General features: G+C 68.2%; 17 protein-coding genes. 3 read left to right on the top strand and 14 right to left on the bottom strand.

Annotation, left to right across the window (positions count from 1 at the left end; all coding sequences use genetic code 11):
• Nucleotides 1-47: 47 nt before the first annotated feature.
• From KAQ61_RS11940 to KAQ61_RS11905, 8 genes are all read right to left on the bottom strand, one after another.
• Nucleotides 48-338 carry a hypothetical protein gene (locus KAQ61_RS11940; RefSeq protein WP_196994744.1) on the bottom strand — a complete coding sequence of 97 codons (291 nt, stop codon included), beginning with the start codon at nt 336-338 and terminating at the stop codon, nt 48-50.
• Nucleotides 335-1,222 (bottom strand): SPFH domain-containing protein, encoded by an 888-nt coding sequence (locus tag KAQ61_RS11935; protein WP_244982883.1) that lies wholly within the window; start codon nt 1,220-1,222, stop codon nt 335-337. Before KAQ61_RS11935 ends, KAQ61_RS11940 begins: the two co-directional genes overlap by 4 nt.
• A 265-nt stretch (nt 1,223-1,487) precedes the next feature.
• Nucleotides 1,488-2,672 carry an amidase gene (locus tag KAQ61_RS11930; protein ID WP_210929297.1) on the bottom strand — a complete coding sequence of 395 codons (1,185 nt, stop codon included), beginning with the start codon at nt 2,670-2,672 and terminating at the stop codon, nt 1,488-1,490.
• Nucleotides 2,673-2,829: 157 nt separating this feature from the next.
• A complete protein-coding gene (locus tag KAQ61_RS11925) occupies nt 2,830-3,846 on the bottom strand; it encodes an ABC transporter ATP-binding protein (RefSeq protein ID WP_210929296.1) in 1,017 nt (338 codons plus the stop codon).
• 17 nt (nt 3,847-3,863) lie between these two features.
• A complete protein-coding gene (locus tag KAQ61_RS11920; protein ID WP_210929295.1) occupies nt 3,864-4,901 on the bottom strand; it encodes an ABC transporter ATP-binding protein in 1,038 nt (345 codons plus the stop codon).
• A gap of 4 nt (nt 4,902-4,905) precedes the next feature.
• Entirely contained in the window at nt 4,906-5,808 is a 903-nt protein-coding gene (locus KAQ61_RS11915) for an ABC transporter permease (RefSeq protein ID WP_210929294.1), read from the bottom strand.
• Between the two features lie 21 nt (nt 5,809-5,829).
• Nucleotides 5,830-6,780 carry an ABC transporter permease gene (locus KAQ61_RS11910; protein WP_210929293.1) on the bottom strand — a complete coding sequence of 317 codons (951 nt, stop codon included), beginning with the start codon at nt 6,778-6,780 and terminating at the stop codon, nt 5,830-5,832.
• 99 nt (nt 6,781-6,879) lie between these two features.
• The gene (locus KAQ61_RS11905) at nt 6,880-8,556 is read right to left on the bottom strand and encodes an ABC transporter substrate-binding protein (RefSeq protein ID WP_042417325.1); all 1,677 of its coding nucleotides are present in this window, start codon (nt 8,554-8,556) and stop codon (nt 6,880-6,882) included.
• 167 nt (nt 8,557-8,723) lie between these two features.
• Between KAQ61_RS11905 and KAQ61_RS11900 the strand changes: the two genes are divergently transcribed.
• Both KAQ61_RS11900 and KAQ61_RS11895 read left to right on the top strand, forming a co-directional pair.
• Nucleotides 8,724-9,980, top strand: a complete 1,257-nt coding sequence (locus tag KAQ61_RS11900; protein WP_210929292.1) for a Zn-dependent hydrolase — start codon at nt 8,724-8,726, stop codon at nt 9,978-9,980.
• A gap of 77 nt (nt 9,981-10,057) precedes the next feature.
• A complete protein-coding gene (locus tag KAQ61_RS11895) occupies nt 10,058-10,771 on the top strand; it encodes an aspartate/glutamate racemase family protein (RefSeq protein WP_210929291.1) in 714 nt (237 codons plus the stop codon).
• 5 nt (nt 10,772-10,776) lie between these two features.
• On the opposite strand, the gene KAQ61_RS11890 is transcribed toward KAQ61_RS11895, so the two are convergent.
• The 4 genes from KAQ61_RS11890 to KAQ61_RS11875 form a co-directional block, all read right to left on the bottom strand.
• Nucleotides 10,777-11,565: an IclR family transcriptional regulator gene (locus tag KAQ61_RS11890; RefSeq protein ID WP_210929290.1), complete on the bottom strand. Its 789-nt coding sequence runs from the start codon at nt 11,563-11,565 to the stop codon at nt 10,777-10,779.
• A gap of 165 nt (nt 11,566-11,730) precedes the next feature.
• On the bottom strand, nt 11,731-13,248 hold the full coding sequence (locus KAQ61_RS11885) for a CoA-acylating methylmalonate-semialdehyde dehydrogenase (protein ID WP_210929289.1): 1,518 nt from the start codon (nt 13,246-13,248) through the stop codon (nt 11,731-11,733).
• A 141-nt stretch (nt 13,249-13,389) separates the two neighbouring features.
• The gene (gene aptA / locus KAQ61_RS11880) at nt 13,390-14,748 is read right to left on the bottom strand and encodes an omega-aminotransferase AptA (protein ID WP_210929288.1); all 1,359 of its coding nucleotides are present in this window, start codon (nt 14,746-14,748) and stop codon (nt 13,390-13,392) included.
• Nucleotides 14,749-14,977: 229 nt separating this feature from the next.
• On the bottom strand, nt 14,978-15,613 hold the full coding sequence (locus KAQ61_RS11875; RefSeq protein ID WP_210929287.1) for a LysE family translocator: 636 nt from the start codon (nt 15,611-15,613) through the stop codon (nt 14,978-14,980).
• A 228-nt stretch (nt 15,614-15,841) separates the two neighbouring features.
• On the opposite strand from KAQ61_RS11875, the gene KAQ61_RS11870 reads away from it, so the two are divergent.
• Nucleotides 15,842-16,777, top strand: coding sequence for a LysR family transcriptional regulator (locus KAQ61_RS11870; protein WP_420839411.1), 936 nt, complete (start codon nt 15,842-15,844; stop codon nt 16,775-16,777).
• Here KAQ61_RS11870 and KAQ61_RS11865 read toward each other — a convergent pair.
• Nucleotides 16,774-17,322: a universal stress protein gene (locus tag KAQ61_RS11865; protein WP_210929285.1), complete on the bottom strand. Its 549-nt coding sequence runs from the start codon at nt 17,320-17,322 to the stop codon at nt 16,774-16,776. The genes KAQ61_RS11870 and KAQ61_RS11865 overlap by 4 nt on opposite strands.
• On the bottom strand, nt 17,319-18,290 hold the full coding sequence (locus KAQ61_RS11860) for a TerC family protein (protein ID WP_210929284.1): 972 nt from the start codon (nt 18,288-18,290) through the stop codon (nt 17,319-17,321). Before KAQ61_RS11860 ends, KAQ61_RS11865 begins: the two co-directional genes overlap by 4 nt.
• Nucleotides 18,291-18,299: the final 9 nt, after the last annotated feature.

Genomic DNA, 18,299 nt, shown 5'->3' with positions numbered 1-18,299 from the left:
GCCCATGAAAAAGCGCCCGCAGGGGGCGCTGGTGGGGGCTGCGGTGCCTAGGGCTTGAAGTCCAACCCCTGCTGCACGGCATCGCGCATGCGCTGGTCGCGCTCGTCACCGGGCATGGGCTTGCGGTTGCGGTCCTCGATCTGGGCGTCCGACTCTCCAAACACCGGCGGGGGCGAGCGCGTGATCTCGCCTTTGGGCAAGTAGGAGGGCTGGGCCTGGAAGTACAGCAGCAAAGCGGCGCAGGTGGCAGCGGCGATCCAGCGGTTCTTGCGCTTCCAGCTCAGTCCGAAGCCGATGGCGGCGATCAAAAAGGGCAGGAGGTTGAGCAGCAGGATCATTTGGCGATGCTCACCATGGGCACGCTGTCACCCAGCGTGGTAGTGGGCAGCTGGCCGTTCCACTTCTCGATCCAGGCGCGGTCATTTTCCAGCTTGCGCAGCTGCAGCACGCGGGCATCGACGGACTGGGCCAGCACCGATTGCGACATGGCTTCGGTTTCGGCCTTTTCCTTGTCGATGGCGCGCTGCAGTCGGGCCTCCTGCAGCTCACGCTCCAGCTGGGCCTTGGAAATCGCCAGCTGGGCCTCTTCCTTCTGGATGGCTTCCCGGCGCTCGGCCGCTGACTCCTGCGCGTCGGTGATGATCTTGGGGTATTTCAGGTTGGTGATGCCGACAAAGCGCACCGAGAACGGCGTCAGCGACTCGATGGCCTTGCCCAGCTGCAGGCGCAGGTCGGCGTTGATCTTTTCATTGCTGGAGGCGATCTCGCTGATCGACAGCTTGCTCAGGTATTCGCGCACCTCGGCCTGGATGATCTGGCTGGCGTAGGTGCGGTACACCTGCTCGTTGGCAATCGTCGAGACATGCTCCGACATCTCGGTGGGGGCGATCGCATTGAACAGCTCCGCCGTCTTCTTGGGGTTGATGCTCAGCGTCGCGCGGATGGTCACCTCCAGGTTCAGCTTGTCTTCTGGGATGAAGATGCTCATGGCCTCCTGGTAGGCCTTGTCGGAGACATCCAGCAGCACCAGGCGGTCGCAGTAGGCCCAGCACTTGCCCAGCCGGAATTTGGAGGTGGGGATCAGGTTGTCCTGGTAGCCATCCTTGGTCATGATCTTGCCGATGTGGGCTGGTGGCACCTCGACCTTCTGGCCGCATGCGGCCAGGGTCACTACGGTGGCGACAGCGGCCAGCATCTTCGTGTACTGCGTCAGTCTGCTCATTCTCGTCCGCCTCCTTTGCGGCATCGTGCTGGTCCTTGTGCCCGGGTGGGGGGCACAGCCTCTGTGCACCAGCATGGGGCATGTATCACACCACAGTTTCGCGGCGCCACGGCGCTGGGGCCCGTCGAGCAGGCCCCAGCGTCCATGGTGTGGGCCAGATCAAACATGTGCCGCATGGCCTGTGGGCGCAGCGCACGCCGGTGCCACCCCATGACGCAACAGCCCCGCGGCCATGGCCTGCGGGGCTGTGCTGCAGGGCGGGGCCTCAGGCCGTGGCGGCCAGCCGCTGCGCCATGGCGATCAGGCTGCGGTCGCTGCCGGCGGGGCCCAGCAGCGACAGGCCCAGCGGTGCCCCCTGGCGCCCGGCCAGGGGCAGCGAAATCTGCGGAAAGCCCGACAGCCCGGCGATGCACAGCATCTGCACGGCCTGGTTGCGGTAGTGCTCCAGCGCGGCCTCGTCGGTGCTGCGCAGCGGGGCGATGTCGGGCATGCTGGGCATGACCAGCACGCCGTCCGGGCCCAGCAACTGGCGCAGGTGGGCGGTGAAGCGGGTGCGGAAGGCCAGGGCCTGTTCGACCTGGGCGTCGGTGACATCCCGGGACCAGGCAAAGCGTTCCTTCACGCCGGGGCCCAGCACGGGGGCGTAGCGTTCGATGAAGGCGCCGTCGGTCATCCAGGCTTCGCGGCCCTGGAGGTAGCGGAAGCTCCAGTACATGGCCTCAAAGCTGTCCAGCGCCACGCTGGTGGGCGCGGCTTCGCCGTACACGGCCTGGGCCTGGGCCCGCGCGCTGTCCCAGGCGGGCCGCACGTCGGCGGCGATCAGGCCCCAAACGTCGGTGGGGCTCAGCAGGCGCGGCCGGGCGGGCAGCGGGGCGGGGTCGGCACCCAGCAGCACGTCGCCGACGCGGGCGAAGGTGGTGGCGTCCCGGGCGAACCAGCCGCAGGTGTCGTAGCTGTGGCACAGCGCCAGGGCCGATTGCAGGCTGACGCGGCCGTGCGTGGGGCGGATGCCGTACAGGCCGCAATGGCTGGCGGGCGCACGCACCGAGCCACCGGTGTCGGTGCCCAGGGCAAAGTCGCACAGCCGGCTGGACACGGCCGAGGCCGAACCCGAGGACGAGCCGCCGGTGATGCGCTCCGGCGCCGCGCCGTTGAGCGGCGCGCCGAAGTGGGCGTTGTTGCCATTCATGGAAAAGGCCAGCTCGTCGGTGACGGTCTTGCCGGCGAAGGCGGCGCCGGCGTCCAGCAGCTGTTGCACGGTGGGCGCGGTGTGGGTCTTGGTGCCCGACAGGGCCAGCACCAGCGGGTTGCCGCCGCCCGTGGGGTAGCCGGCCACGTCGAACAGGTCCTTGACGCCGAAGTACAGGCCGCTGAGCGGGCCGGTGCTGGCGTGGGGCACGGGCACGTCGGGATAGGGTACGAAGGCGTGGGCGGGATCGTTCAAGGGCATGGCAGGCTTTCCAGAGGACAGGGATACAGACAACGAGCACGTGAAAACAGGAGCGCATGGCGCGCGCCCATTCGGCATTTCCAAGCGAAAAGGCTTGAAAAATGCCGCTGGAGGCGCGCCAGCTGCTCTTTTTTATGCAGGGGTGCCACCCGGGCGTTCAGGCCGCCAGCGGTTGTGGAGCGTGCCGCGCGGCTTCGTCGGTGCGCACGCAGCGTGCCAGGTGGCCGGGGGCCACCTCCCGCGCGGCGGGCACGTCCTGCAGGCAGACTTCGGTGGCAAAGCGGCAGCGTGGGGCAAAGGCGCAACCGGGGGGGATGGCGGTCAGGTCGGGCGGCGCACCGGGGATGGTCTGCAGCGGCTGGCCGCGTTCCATGGCACCGTGCGAGCGGCTTTGCAGCAGGGCCATGGTGTAGGGGTGGCGCGGGTGGCGGATCAGTTGTTCGGCCGTGCCTTCCTCGACGATGCGTCCGGCGTACATCACGGCGATGCGGTCGGCCACCTCCACGGCGGCGCCGATGTCGTGCGTGACGAAGATGATGCCCAGGCCCAGGTCGCGCTGCAACTCGCGCAGCAGCAGCAGGATCTGGATCTGCACCGTGGCGTCGAGTGCGGTGGTGGGCTCGTCGGCCAGCAGCACCTGGGGGTTGCAGGCCAGGGCCAGTGCGATCATGGCGCGCTGGCGCATGCCGCCCGACATTTCGTGCGGATAGGCCTTGAGGCGCTGCGCCGGGCTGGGGATGCTGACGCGCTCGAACAGCTGCAGCGCGCGCGCTTCGGCCTCGGCCTTGCTGGTCTGGGGTTCGTGGCGGCGGATGGCTTCGACGATCTGCGCGCCCACGGGGTAGACGGGGTCCAGGGCCAGCAGCGGGTCCTGGAAGATCATGGCGCAGGTCTTGCCGCGGAAGGCGGGCAATTCCTGGTCGCGCAGGGCCAGCACATCGTGGCCGGCCACTTGCACCTGGCCTTGCATGGTGGTCTTGCGTTCGGGGTGCAGGCGCAGCAGGGTGCGCAGGGTCACGCTTTTGCCCGAGCCGGACTCGCCGATGAGGGCCACGGATTCACCGCGCTGCACGCGCAGGCTGACGCCGCTGACGGCCTGCACCACTTTTTTGCCGCTGCTGAAGCGGATGTTCAGGTCTTCGATCTGCACCAAGGGGGTGGACGGGGTGGTCATGTGCAACTCCTGGGTTCTTACGCCGCCATGGCGGGGGGCATCTCGGCCGCAGCCAGTGGGTGGCCGCTGCTGAATTCGTGCACCAGACAACGGGCGTTGTGGTGCAACTGGACGTGGGAGATGGTCGGCACCCGTTCGGAACAGATGGGTGCAGCCTGCGGGCAGCGTGGGTGAAAACGGCAGCCCGAGGGCGGGTTGATGGGGTTGGGGGGATCACCCGCCAGCGGTGCCTGCTGGGTGCGGTGGGCGGGGTCCATGGACGGCACGGACGACAGCAGAGCCTTGGTGTAGGGGTGGGCGGGGTGGGCGAACAGGCTGTCCGAAGGGCCGATCTCGGCCACCTGGCCCAGGTACATCACCATCACGCGGTCGCTGATGTAGTGCACCACGCCCAGGTCGTGGCTGATGAAGACATAGGTCAGGCCGAACTCGCGCTTGAGGTCGGACAGCAGGTTCAGCACCTGGGCCTCGACCGACTTGTCCAGGGCGGAGACGGCCTCGTCCAGGATCACCATGCGCGGCTGCAGGGCCAGGGCGCGGGCGATGTTGATGCGCTGGCGCTGGCCGCCGGACAGCTCGTGCGGGTAGCGTTCGGCGAAGCGGTTGGGGGCCAGGCCCACGCGGTCCATCAGGTGGTGGGTGCGGGCGATGGCTTCCTTTTTGGATACGCCGTGCACCTGGGGGCCGAAGGCGATGGAGTCCTCGATCGTCAGGCGCGGGTTCAGCGAGGCATAGCTGTCCTGGAACACCATCTGCACCTGGCGGCGGAATTCCTTGAGTGGCAGGTCGCGCGAGCCCACGGTGCGGCCGTCGAAGATCAGCTCGCCCGCCGTGGGGTCCATGAGGTGCATCAGCAGGCGGGCCGTGGTGGATTTGCCGCAGCCCGATTCGCCGACCACGCCCAAGGTTTCGCCCTTGAGCACTTCAAAGTCCACGCCATCGACGGCGCGCACGGTGGCGCCGTTCTTCAGCGGAAAGTGCTTGGTCAGCCCACGGATGGTGAGCAGCGGCTGGGCGGGGCCGCCCACGTCGGGAAGGGTGGTGTGCAAGCGCATGGGTTTACCCCTTGTTGTCCATGGCCGAACGCAGGCCGTCCGACAGCAGGTTGAACGAGATCGAGGTGATGAAGATCATCACGCCGGGCAGGGCGGCCACCCAGGGCTGGGTGTAGATGGCGGTGCGCAGGGTGTTGAGCATCAGGCCCCATTCGGGTTCGGGCGGCTTGACGCCCAGGCCCAGGAAGGACAGGCCCGAGGCCAGGATCATGGACACCGCGATCAGGCTGGTGGCGTAGACAAAGATGGGCCCCAGCACATTGCCCAGCACGTGCACGCGCACGATGGTGAAGGCGCTGGCGCCGGTGGCACGCGCGGCTTCCACATAGTCGCGGTTGCGCGCCTGGGCTGTCACGCTTTCGGCCACGCGGGCGATCTGCGGGATGAAGACGATGGTCAGCGACACCAGGGAGTTGACGATGCCCGCGCCCAGGGCGCCCGACAGGGCGATGGCCAGCAGCACCGAGGGGAAGGCGTAGAACACGTCGATGGTGCGCATGATCACGGTGTTGGTGCGCCCGCCGGCATAGCCGGCCAGGATACCGATGCCGGTGCCGATCACAAAGGCCATCAGCACGGGCGTGATGCCCATGAACAGCGACAGCCGCGCCCCCACCATCAGGCGCGACAGCAGGTCGCGCCCCAGCTCGTCGCTGCCCAGGGGCAGGCCTTCGGTGCCGATGGGTTTGAGGCGCTTGATGATGGACGTGGCATAGGGGTCGGCCGGGGCCAGCCAGGGGGCCAGCAGGGCCATCAGGATCAGCAGGGCCACCACGGCGGCGGCGCCCATGGCCACGGGGTCGCGCACCAGGCGCTGCAGCACCGAGGCCCAGTAGCCGCGCGAACGGTGTTCCGGCAGCGGCTGGACTGCGGCGGCCGCATCGGGGGAGAGGGACAGGCTGGACATGGGGAGGGGCTCCTTCAAGGGTCAGCGCGCAATGCGGGGGTCAAGCAGGGTCTGCACCACGTCGACCAGCAGGTTGAGCAGCACGAAGAACACCGCCAGCACGAGGATGGAGCCCTGCAGCAGGGGCAGGTCGCGCTGGAAGATGGCCTGGTTCAGCAGGAAGCCGGTGCCGGGCCAGGAGAACACGGTCTCGATCAGGATGGAGCCGCCCAGCAGGTAGCCCAGTTGCAGGCCCATCACGGCCAGGGCCGTGGGCGCGGCGTTCTTGAGCACGTGGCGGAAGATGCCCAGGTGGGTCAGGCCCTTGGCCTTGAGGCCGACGATGAACTCCTGGTCCAGCAGCTCGGCCACCAGGGCGCGCACGGTGCGCGCGATGATGCCCATCGGGATGACCGACATGGTGATGGCCGGCAGGATCATGAACTGCACGTGCGCCCAGTCCCAGACCCAGCCGCCCGAGCCGCCAGGCCCTGCGCCCGTGGCGGGCAGCCACATCAGCTGGGACGAGAAGAGGATGACCATCACCATGCCCAGCCAGTAGTGGGGCACGCTGACGCCCAGCACCGACAGCACGGAACACAGGCGGTCCATCACGGAGTTGCGGAAGTAGCCCGCCACAAAGCCGAACAGGCAGCCCAGCACGAAGCCGATCAGCGTGGCCACCAGGGCCAGGCGCAGGGTGTTGACCACGGCGGTCATCACCTCGGTGGCGACGGGGCGGCTGGTGGCGATGGACTGGCCCAGGTCGCCCTGCAGGGCGCGCCAGACCCAGCGCAGGAACTGCTCGGGCAGGGGCTGGTTGAAGCCATACAGCTCGCGCATCTGCGCCTGGAGTTCGGCCGAGGCGTCGGCCGGCAGGATGGACACCAGGGGATCGCCCGGTGCGATGTGGACCAGGGCAAAGCACAGCAGGGCCACGCCCAGCATGATGGGCAGGGTGTAGAGAACGCGTCGCAACAGGTAGTTCAGCATGGGGTGTGGCGTCGTGGGGGGTCAGGAAGGTCCACGTCCGTGCGCAGGGCGCAACGCGGGGCGGACCGGGCCGGACCTGGGGCCCGGCCCGGCGGCGGCTTACTTCAGGGTCATGGTGGCGATGTCGATGAACCAGCTTTGCGGCTGGACCACATTGCCCACCTTGGCCGACATGGCGCGCGGGCCCACGTCGTGCGCCACGAACAGGAAGGGCGACTCGTCCACGACCAGGGTGTGCAGCTCGGCCAGGGCCTTGTCACGTTCCTTGGCGTCGAAGGTGGTGCGCGCCTTGTCCACCACGGCATCCACCTTGGGGTTGCTGTAGAAGCCCCAGTTGTTGGACAGCGGCGGGAAAGACTTGGTGCTGACGAAGCGCACCATGGCAAAGAACGGGTCCATGGTGGCGGCCGTCACGTTGGTGGCGCTGGCCTTGTTGGCGCCGGGATCCTTGGCGCCCAGGCGCCAGCCCGAGAACAGGGTGTTCCACTCGACCACGTCGAACTGCACATCGAAGTGGCACTGCTTGAGGGTTTCCTGGATGAACTCGTTCATCGGCAGCGGCTGCATCTGGCCCGAGCCGGAGGCCGAGGTCTGGATCTTGACCTTCAGTGGCTTGGCGGCCGTGTGCCCGGCCTGCTCCATCAGGGCCTTGCCAGCGGCCACGTCGTACTTGATCTGGAAGCTGGGGTTGCCGCGCCAGGGGTGGCCGGGTTCGAAGATGCCGGTGGCCGGCTCCATCATGCCGCCCAGCAACTGCTTCATGCTGGCGCGGTCCACGCACAGGTTGGCGGCGTGGCGCACGCGCTTGTCCAGCCAGGGCGAACCTTCGACGAAGGAGAACTGCCAGGGCCAGATGTGGGGCTGCAGGTTGGAGTAGACCTTGAAGCCGCGGCCTTTGAGGGCGTCCAGCGCGTCGGGCGCGGGGGCTTCGATCCAGTCCACCTGGCCGCTCATCAGCGCGGCGGTGCGCGAGTTGGCCTCGGGCAGGGGCAGCAGCACCACGCGGTCGATGGTGGGGGTGCGCTTGGGGTCCCAGTAGGCGCTGTTCTTCACCATTTCAAAGCGCTCGCGCGCCACAAAGCGTGCGGCCTTGAACGGGCCGGAGCCGGCCGGGTCGGCGGCAAACGCGGTCCACGCGGCCTTGCTGCGTTCGGCTTTGCCGCTCACCGTGGCGGGCACGGCCGCCAGCTTCTTGGCCCAGTGCGCGGGCGAGGCCATGAACAGGTTGGTCAGGTTGATGGGCAGGAAGGCATCGGGCTCGGAGGTGGTCAGCTCCACCGTCAGGTCGTCGATCTTCTTGGCCGAGCGCAGCGTGGGCATGCGCGAGGCGGTCACCCCCACCTGGGCGGGGTCGTACTGCTCGGCCTCCTTGTCCAGCACCTTGCCCACGTTCCAGACCACGGCATCGGCGTTGAAGGCGCTGCCGTCGTGGAACTTCACGCCGGGGCGCAGCTTGAACACCCACTTGGTCTTGTCCTTGTCGTTCACCGCCCAGGACAGGGCCAGGCCGGGGATCAGCTCGCTGGGCTTGTCGGCCTTGCTCAGGTCCCAGTGGGTCAGTGCGTCGTACAGCGGAATGCCGGTGAAGCGGTTGCCTTCAAAGCCCTGGTCCGGCTGGCCCGAGGTGCGGGGGATGTCGCCAGCGGTCATGGCGATGCGCAACACCTTGTCCTGCGCCATGGCGCTGCTGGCGCCACCGGCCAGGGTCATGGCCACAGCCAGCGTCAGCCCGTGGAGTGCCGGGCGGGAAACAGAGAAAGCAGAAGACTTGCGCATGGGAGACCTTTCCATCGGAGGGTTGGGGTAAGCCTCGCAATGCAAGCGCCGTGCCATATCGCGCATATCGTTTATCGATATGCGTTGCTGCGTGTTCGATGTGAATTGGCATGTTTTGTGCGATTTAGGCGGCTCTCATTCCTTTGTCTCTTGCCGGGAGCCTGCCCATGAACCCCTCCGCCGCGCAGCTGCGCATCGATGACCAACGCCTGTGGCAGTCCCTGATGGACCTGGCCGCCATCGGCGCCACCCCCAAGGGCGGTGTCTGCCGCATCGCCCTGACACCCGAAGACCAGCAGGGCCGCGACCTGGTGGTGCAGTGGTTCCAGCAGGCCGGGCTGAGTGTGCGCGTGGACGAGGTCGGCAATGTCTTTGGCCGCCGCGCGGGCACCGACCCGCAGGCCCGCGCCGTGGCCACGGGCAGCCACATCGACACCCAGCCCACGGGCGGCAAGTTCGATGGCAACTATGGCGTGATGGCCGGCCTGGAGGTGGTGCGCACCTTGAACGCCCACGGCATCCAGACCCACGCACCGATCGAGGTGGCGTTCTGGACCAACGAGGAGGGCACGCGCTTCACCCCGGTGATGATGGGCTCTGGTGCATTTGCAGGCGTTTTTGGTGCAAAAGACATGCACTTGCAACAAGATGGCGCAGGCATCAGCGTGGGCGAGGCCTTGCAGCGCATTGGCTACCTGGGCGATGTGGCCTGCGGCGCTGTGCCCGGCGGTGCCTTTGCCGCCTACTTCGAGGCCCACATCGAGCAAGGCCCGGTGCTGGAGGCCTATGACAAGCCCATCGGCATTGTCAGCGGCGCCCTGGGCCAGCAGTGGTACGACGTGACCGTGACCGGCATGGACGCCCATGCCGGACCCACGCCCATGGAACTGCGCCACGACGCTCTGCTGGCGGCCGCGCGCATGGTGGAGGCGGTGAACCGCATCGCCCTGGACGAGGCCCCGCACGGCCGTGGCACGGTGGGCCATGTGCAGGTCTTGCCCAATTCGCGCAACGTGATCCCGGGGCAGGTCAAGTTCACCGTGGATTTCCGCAACCTGTCGCAAGCCGGGCTGGACCGCATGGACGCCGCCATGCGCCAGCAGTTTGCGGCGCTGGCCGCACAGTGCCAGTGCACGGTGGAGATGGCGCAGGTGGTGAAGTTCGAGCCCTGCGTGTTCGACCCCGACTGCGTGGCCAGCGTGCGCCAGGCCGCCACGCAGCTGGGCTATGCCCACATGGAGGTGGTCAGCGGGGCCGGGCACGACGCGGTCTACGTCAACCAGGTGGCGCCGACGGCCATGATCTTCGTGCCCTGCAAGGACGGCATCAGCCACAACGAGATCGAGGATGCCCAGCCTGCACACCTGGCCGCCGGCTGCAACGTGCTGCTGCACGCCATGCTGGCGCGGGCCGGCGTGGCGTGAAGCCGCGCTGCCCCCCTGGCACCGGGCTTGCATGCCCGGCCGGCACCTGCCTGGCAGGTGCACCCCCAGGAGTTGACATGCCGGCCACCCACCACGTCCTCATCATCAATCCGAACACCTCGCGCAGCGTGACCGAGCGCCTGCTGTCCCAGCTGTCGCCGGGCCTGCCCGAGGTGCAGCTGCACGGCGCCACGGCCCAGTTCGGGGCGGCGTACATCGCCGACGAATACAGCTATTGCGTGGCCGGCCACGCGGTGCTGGATGCCTGGGAGCGTGCCCAGCCGCTGGCGCCGCCAGGCGGCTACCACGCCGTGCTGGTGGGCTGTTTCGGGGACCCGGGCCTGCCGGCCCTGGACGAGGTGGCGGGCATCCCGGTGCTGGGGCTGGCGCAGGCTGCGGTGCAGGCCATGGCGCGCCAGGGCTGGCAGCGCGTAGCCGTCGTCACCGGTGGTGAGAAATGGCAGCCCATGCTGGAGCGCTGGAGCCGCGCGGCCGGCCATGACGGCACCGGCGCCGCGCTGCAGATCGTGCAGGTGCGTACCCTGGCGGCCACCGGCCTGCAGATGATGCAGTCGCCGGACCGCACGGCCCAGGCACTGGCCCAGGCCAGCGCCGAGAGCCTGCAGGGCACGGGCGCGCAGGCCGTGCTGTTGGGCGGTGCCGGCCTGGCGGGCATGGGCGAGCGCGTGCGCGCCATCACCGGCCTGCCGGTGTGGGACTGTGTGGAGGCCGCCCAGCAATCCCTGCAGCACATGCTGGTCACAGCGAACCGGCGCGCGGCCGTGGCCTGATCCGCCTACAGCGGCGCCAGCCGCGAAATGGCGCGTGCGCACTCCACCACCAGCGGGGCCAGCCGGGCCTGGGCTTCGTCCATGCGCCAGCGGCTGGTGGGCGGGGCGACGTGGACGGCACCCACCACCTGGCCGCGCAGGTTCAGCACCGGCGCGGCGATGCCCATGTCACCCAGGAACAGCTCTTCGCAGTTGGTGGCATAGCCCGTGTCGCGGCAGCGCTGCAGGCGGGCCAGGATGTCGGGGACCTGGGTCAGGGTGGCGCGGGTGCGCGCGGGGCGGGGCATGCGCTCCAGCCAGGGCTGCGCCTGCGCGTCGGGCCACTGGCTCAGGTAGGCGCGGCCGCAGCTGCTGGCGTACATCGGCACCTGGGTGCCCACGGGTGTCAGCACGGGGATGTGCTGGGTGGTCAGCACCTGTGCCAGGTACACCATGTGGTCGCCGTTGGGCTCGGTCAGCGTGGCGGTCTCGCCGCTGTCGCGCGCCAGCTGCGCCAGGTAGCTGTGGGCCGCGGCAATCAGCGGGTGGGCTTCGAGGTAGTTGAAGCCCAGCTCCACCACGCGCGGCAGCAGGCCAAAGCGCTGGGTGCTGGGGTGCTTGCCGATGTAGCCCAGCCGCTGCAGGGTGTGGACCGAGCGCTGGGCTGAGGCCTTGGTCATGCCGGTGCGCGCGGCGATGTCCCCCAGGGTGAGGCTGCGGTGGCCGGCCTGGAAGGCGCACAGCACCTGCAGGCCCTTGGCCAGTGACTGGTTGAACAAGGCATCCGGTGTGGCAGTGGGTTCGGGTGGCAACATGGGCGCACGCAGGGTGGAGTGACCCAGGCACCAGCAAGAAACAAACCAGATCGGCCGCGCCCGTGCTATTTAAAAAAGGAGCGGTCAGCGCTGGTTTTACAAGGACTTCAAGCATTCTTAATGCCTGAAGTCCTTGTTTCCCCAGCGCCAACCGCTCCTGTTTTTTCAGCGGCTGCTGGGGAAGCTGAACACTGCGCCTTCGCGCACGCCGGCGCTGGGCCAGCGCTGGGTGATGGTCTTGCGCTTGGTGTAGAAGCGCACCGCATCAGGCCCGTAGGCGTGCAGGTCACCGAACAGGCTGCGCTTCCAGCCGCCGAAGGAGTGGTAGGCCACGGGCACGGGCAGGGGCACGTTCACGCCCACCATGCCGACCTGGATGTGGTCGGTGAAGTAGCGGGCGGCTTCGCCGTCGCGCGTGAAGATGCAGGTGCCGTTGCCGTATTCGTGGTCGTTGATCAGCTGCATGGCTTCCTGCAGCGTCTTCACGCGCACCACGCCCAGCACGGGGCCGAAGATCTCTTCCTGGTAGATCTTCATGCCGGGCTTCACGTTATCGAACAGGCAGGCGCCCAGGAAGTAGCCTTCCTCGTGGCCTTCCACCTTCACGCCGCGGCCGTCGACCACCAGCGTCGCGCCTTCGGCCACGCCGCTGTCCACATAGGCCTTCACTTTCTCGAAGTGCGGCTGGGTCACCAGTGGGCCCATGTCATTGCCGTTGTCGGTGCCGGGGCCGACCTTCATCTTGGCGATTTCGGTCTTCAGGCCGGCAATGACGGCGTCGCCCACGGCGTCGCCCACGGCCACCAGCAGCGGGATGGCCATGCAGCGCTCGCCGCACGAGCCGTACGCCGCGCCCATCAGCGCGCTGACTGCGTTGTCCACATCGGCGTCGGGCATCAGCACGGCGTGGTTCTTGGCGCCGCCCAGGGCCTGCACGCGCTTGCCATGCTTGCAGCCTTCGGCGTAGATGTATTCCGCAATCGGCGTGGAGCCGACAAAGCTCACGGCCTTGACGCGCGCGTCGCGCAGCAGCGTGTCCACAGCGGTCTTGTCGCCGTTGACCACGTTCAGCACGCCGGGCGGCAGGCCGGCTTCCAGCGCGAGCTGGGCGATGAACAGGGTGGACGAGGGATCGCGCTCCGAGGGCTTGAGCACAAAGGTGTTGCCACAGGTCACGGCCATGGGCCACATCCACAGCGGCACCATGGCCGGGAAGTTGAACGGCGTGATGCCGGCGGTGACGCCCAGCGCCTGAAATTCGCTCCAGCTGTCGATGCCCGGGCCCACGTTGCGGCTGTGTTCGCCCTTGAGCAGCTCGGGCGCGTAGCTGGCGTATTCCACGTTCTCGATGCCGCGCTGCAGCTCGCCGTGCGCATCGGCCAGCACCTTGCCGTGCTCGGCGGTGATCATCGCGGCGATCTTGTCGGCGTGCTCTTCGAGCAGCTGCTTGAACCTGGACATCACGCGCGCGCGCTTGAGCGGTGGCGTGGCACGCCAGGCGGGGAAGGCCGCCTCGGCCGAGGCGATGGCGGCTTCCACCGTGGCCTGGCTGGCCAGGGCCACGCTGGTGGTCGATTGGCCGGTGGCGGGGTTGAACACCGGCTGCGTGCGCTCGGTGTCGGCCACGATCTGGCCGTCGATCAGGTGGCCGATGGTCGAGGTGATGGAGGAATCCTTGTGCATGGGGTGGTGCTCCAAAAAGGCTGCAGCGCAGATGGATGGTGCGTCAGCAGCTATGGTTTCAGGGGATTGGGCCAGTATCCGCAGCGCGCCGGCTGCGGGCCAGCGCCTGCGGGACAGTGGTGTGGGCCCCAGCCTGCGGGTTTACGCGGTGGCGTTCAGCGTCTCGCCCAGGGCGTTGACCAGGCTGTCGATTTCCGCGGGCGTGCTGATGAAGGGCGGTGCCAGCTGGATGGTGTCGGCGCCGTAGCGCACGTAAAAGCCCTTGTCCCACATCGACATGGCGATCTCGTAGGGGCGCTTGGCGGGTTCGCCCGGCAGCGCGGCGATGCTGAAGCCGGCCGCCAGACCGAAGTTGCGGATGTCGGCCACGTGCTGGCAGCCGCGCAGGCTGTGCACGGCCTGCTCGAAATGCGGGGCCAGGGCGCGCACGCGGCCCGGCGCGTCCTCGCGCTCCAGCAGGTCCAGCGCGGCCAGGCCGGCGGCGCAGGCCACGGGGTGGGCCGAGTAGGTGTAGCCGTGGGCAAACTCCAGCATGTACTCGGGGCCGCCAGCGGCCATGAAGGTGTCGTAGATCTCCTTGCGCACCACGCAGCCGCCCAGGGGCTGGGCGCCGTTGGTGACCTGCTTGGCGAAGTTCAGGATGTCGGGCGTGACGCCAAAGACCTCCGAGCCCGTCCAGCCGCCGCAGCGGCCAAAGCCGGTGATGACCTCGTCAAAGATCAGCAGGATGTGGTGCTGGGTGCAGATCTCGCGCAGGCGCTGCAGATAGCCGGCCGGCGGAATCACCACGCCGGCCGAGCCGGAGAAGGGCTCGACGATCACGGCGGCGATGGTGCTGGCGTCGTGCAGGGCGATCACGTCCAGCAGGCGGTCGGCCAGCGCGCGGCCGTCTAGGTCGGGCATGCCCCGGCAGAACGAGCCGGCCGGAGGCTGGGTGTGGGGCAGGTGGTCGGCTTCAATCCCCTGGCCGAACAGCTTGCGGTTGCCAGCCAGACCGCCGACCGAGATGCCGCCGTAGTTCACGCCGTGGTAGCCCTTTTCGCGGCCGATCAGGCGGGTCTTGCCGGCCTGGCCTTTGGTGCGCCAGTAGGCGCGGGCCATCTTCAGCGAGGTGTCGGCGGCCTCGGAGCCCGAGCCGGTGAAGAACACGTGGTCCAGGCCGGCGGGCGTCAGCTCCACCAGCTTGTTGGCCAGGGCGAACGAGGCCGGGTGGCCGAACTGGAAGGCGGGCGCATAGTCCAGCTGCAGGGCGGCCTGGCCCACTGCCTGGGCGATCTCCTGGCGTCCATGGCCCAGGCCCGTACACCACAGGCCCGACAGGCCATCAAAAATCTTGCGGCCGGCGCTGTCGTGCAGGTAGGCGCCCTGGGCGCCGACGATCATGCGCGGCTGGGCCTTGAAGTTGCGGTTGCCGGTGAAGGGCATCCAGTGCGCTTCCAGCCAGGCGGCGTCCTGGCGGGTGGCGGTCGTGGCAGATGGGGCGGTGTCGGTGAAGTCCATGGCAATTTCCTCGGGCAAACGCTGTGCTGGGGGCCATTGTTGGAGGCGGCGACGTTTTCTTGAATAGTCGTACATCCATGTTTACTTGCGCAATATTGCAAGTAATGGGGCGTGTGTGCTGTGACGGCCGTGCCCTGCGGCAACCCATCTCAACATCGGGTGCGCGGGGCGGCAGCCCCCAACACCGGCGGTGCAGGCCCAGCGCGGCGGGATGAGGCCGTCGCCGCGCCTAGCGGCGCTGCTCCAGGGCCAGGCGCACGGCCAGACCGGCCAGCACCGTGCCCATGACCCATTTCTGGGCCCGCAGCCAGTGCGGGTTGCCCTGGAACCAGCGGGCGATGTGCGCGGCGAACAGCGTGATCAGCAGGTTGACGCTGAAACTGGTGGTGATCTGGACCATGCCCAGCGTCATGCTCTGCCAGAACACCGAGCCGTGCGCGGCACTGACGAACTGCGGAAAGATGGACAGGTAGAACATCGCCACCTTGGGGTTGAGGATGCTGGTGAGCAGGCCCATGGCAAACAGCCTGCGCGGCGATTCGGCCGGCAGGGGCAGGGTTGGGTCGAAAGGCGAGGCCCCACCGGGCCGGACGGCTTGCCAGGCCATCCACAGCAGGTAGGCAGCCCCGGCCCATTTCAGCACTTCAAACGCCAGCGGCACGGCCATGAACAGCGCGGTGATGCCCAGGCTGGCCGCCAGCATGTGCACGCCAAACCCCAGCACCACGCCGGCCAGCGAAATGACGCCGGCGGCGCGCCCCTGGCAGAGGGAGCGTGAGATCAGGTACAGCATGTTGGGCCCCGGGGTCAGGACCAGCAGCAGGGAGGCGCCGGCGAACACCAGCAGATCGTGGACAGGCATCATGGTGGGCTGCAGCGCGCAAGACAGGGTGTTCGATGACACCAGGGGGCTGGGCTGCCTGGCAAGCCACCGTGCGACCAGCCGGGGTCCGCTGGGGGGCAGCCATGGCGACCTGCGGTCCGCCGCTAGGCAGCTGGTGCAAAACTTGCTCTAATCCCAGCCATGACGCCACGGCCTGCTCCCATTTCTGCATCGGATATCCACCCCGCCAGCGCTTCGGCGGACGGGGGCATTGCGGCGCCGCTGGGCCGTTCGCGGGCGGTGCTGGGCCAGCTCAGCGACATGGACCTGCGCCTGCTGCGCATCTTCAAGAGCGTGGTGGAGTGCGGTGGCATGTCGGCTGCCGAGCTGGAACTGAACATCAGCGCCTCCACACTCAGTCGCCACATGAAGGATCTGGAGGAGCGCCTGGGCCTGGTGCTGTGCCGCCGTGGGCGCGCCGGCTTCGCCCTCACGCCCGAGGGCGCGCAGGTCTACGAGGCCACCTTGCAGCTGCTGGGCGGGGTGGGCCTGTTTCGCAGCCGCATCCATGCCATCCATGACCGCATGGGGGGCAGCCTGGAAATCGCGGTGTTCGACAAGACCGTGACCAACCCGCAGGCGCACATCGATCGGGCCCTCCAGGCCTTTCACCAGCAGGCGCCGGACGTGGAGATCCAGCTGCATGTGACCCACATGCACGAGATCGAGCGGGGCCTGATGGACGGGCGCTTCCAGGTGGGCGTGATCCCTGCGCACCGCAGCTCGGGCAGCCTGGTGTACCGCGACCTGTTTGCCGAGCACATGCTGCTGTACTGCGGCCCCGGCCACCCGCTGTACGGCGCGGACCACAGCCAGCTGGACTGGCCGCACCTGCAGGCGCATGCGTTTGCGGGGCTGGGCTACCACTCGCCCAACATGGAGCTGGCCCACCGCGTGGGCCTGCGCCGCAGGGCCACCGGCTTTGACCAGGAGGCGATTGCCACCCTGGTGCAGACCGGCTGCTACCTGGGCTTTCTGCCCGACCACTATGGGCGCCTGCTGCAGACCACCGGCCGGTTGCAGGCGATTGCGCCCGAGCGCTTTCACTACGACTGCCAGTTCGTCGCCATGTGGCGCCTGTCGCCGGCCCCCAGCCGTGCGGCGCAGGTCTTCATCGATTGCCTGGTGCAGGCACACGCGGGCTAGGCGCCCGGTGTTGCCGGCCTGGCCGGGGCACCGTTCACGATCAGCACCGGCAGTGCGGCGCGGCGCAAGACCTGGTCGGCCACGGAGCCCAGCAGCACCGATTCGGCCGCCGTCAGTCCTTGCGAGCCGACCGCAATCCCCAGGCTGCCCAGCCTGTGCGCCAGGCCCACGATCTCGTCCGCGGCCTCGCCCATGAGGACATGCAGGTTCCATGGAATGGACGCCGCCTCCAGCAGGTGGCGCGCAGGGGCCGTGGCCACCCAGCCGCCGCGTGCCAGCCCGGTTTCTGCGGCTTCCTTGCTCAGCCAGGACTGCACGTGCACCAGATCAATGCCACTCCCCTGGCCCAGGGCCACCAGGCGGGCCGCCGCCTGCACGGCGTGCAAGGCACAGGCCGAGCCATCGACCGCCACCAGCCAGCGCGCACTGCCGGCCTGCTGACCTTCTGCCGTGCCCAGCCAGGTCACGGCGACGAGTCGGCCCAGGTCATCACGCTGGACCCGGTCGGGGATGCGGTCGTGATCGTGGGAAGTGGACTGGGTCATAGCACACTCCGGGTTTTGCGGTGGGAGAGGTGCATGCTGAGCAGCACCGAGGCCAGAACGATGGATCCGACGATCGCCAGCGACCACTGCACCGGCATGTGGAACCAGGGCATGGCCAGCATCTTGCCGCCGATATAGATCAGCACCAGGGCCAGGCCGTACTTGAGCAGGTGGAAGCGCTCGGCCATGTCGGCCAGCAGGAAGTACAGCGCCCGCAGGCCCATGATGGCGAAGATGTTGGACGTGAACACGATGAAGGGGTCGGTGGTCACGGCGAAGATGGCCGGAATGCTGTCGACGGCAAACACCAGGTCGCTGGCTTCGATCATCATCAGCACCAGGAACATCGGCGTTGCGTAGCGCAGGCCGTCGATGCGCACGAAGAAGGCCTGCCCGTGAAAGCCGGGCGTGATGCGCATGTGGCCACGCAGCCAGCGCAGCAAGGGGTTCTTCTCCAGGTCCGGCTTCTGGTCGGCCATGACCAGCATCTTGACCCCGGTGACCACCAGCAGCAGGCCGAACACGTAGAGCACCCAGGCAAACTGCGACACCAGCCAGATGCCGCCCAGGATCATGACCGCCCGCATCGCGATGGCGCCGAGCACGCCATACAGCAGCACGCGTCGCTGCAGCTCCGGCGGCACGGCGAAGTAGTTGAAGATCATCACGAAGACAAACATGTTGTCGACCGACAGGGCCTGCTCGATGAGGTAGCCGGTGAAGAACTCCAGCGCCTTGCGGTTGGCGATCTCGCGGCCGGCCGTGCCGTCCAGGTACCACCACCACAGAGCGCCAAAGGTGATGGCCAGGGCCATCCAGGTGGCGGTCCAGCAGGCCGCTTCCCGCGCGGAAACGCGGTGTGCCTTGTTGCCACCCAGCACGAACAGGTCCAGCAGCAGCATGGCCAGCACGAAGGCGATGAATCCGGCCCACATCGGGCCGGTGGCCAGGGATTCGATGTTGCTCATGGGCAGGCT

Source organism: Comamonas aquatica (assembly GCF_018064205.1).
Taxonomy (GTDB): domain Bacteria; phylum Pseudomonadota; class Gammaproteobacteria; order Burkholderiales; family Burkholderiaceae_C; genus Comamonas; species Comamonas aquatica.
The sequence above is the reverse complement of the archived record's forward strand: the minus strand, read 5'-3'. Positions and strand labels throughout refer to the sequence as shown.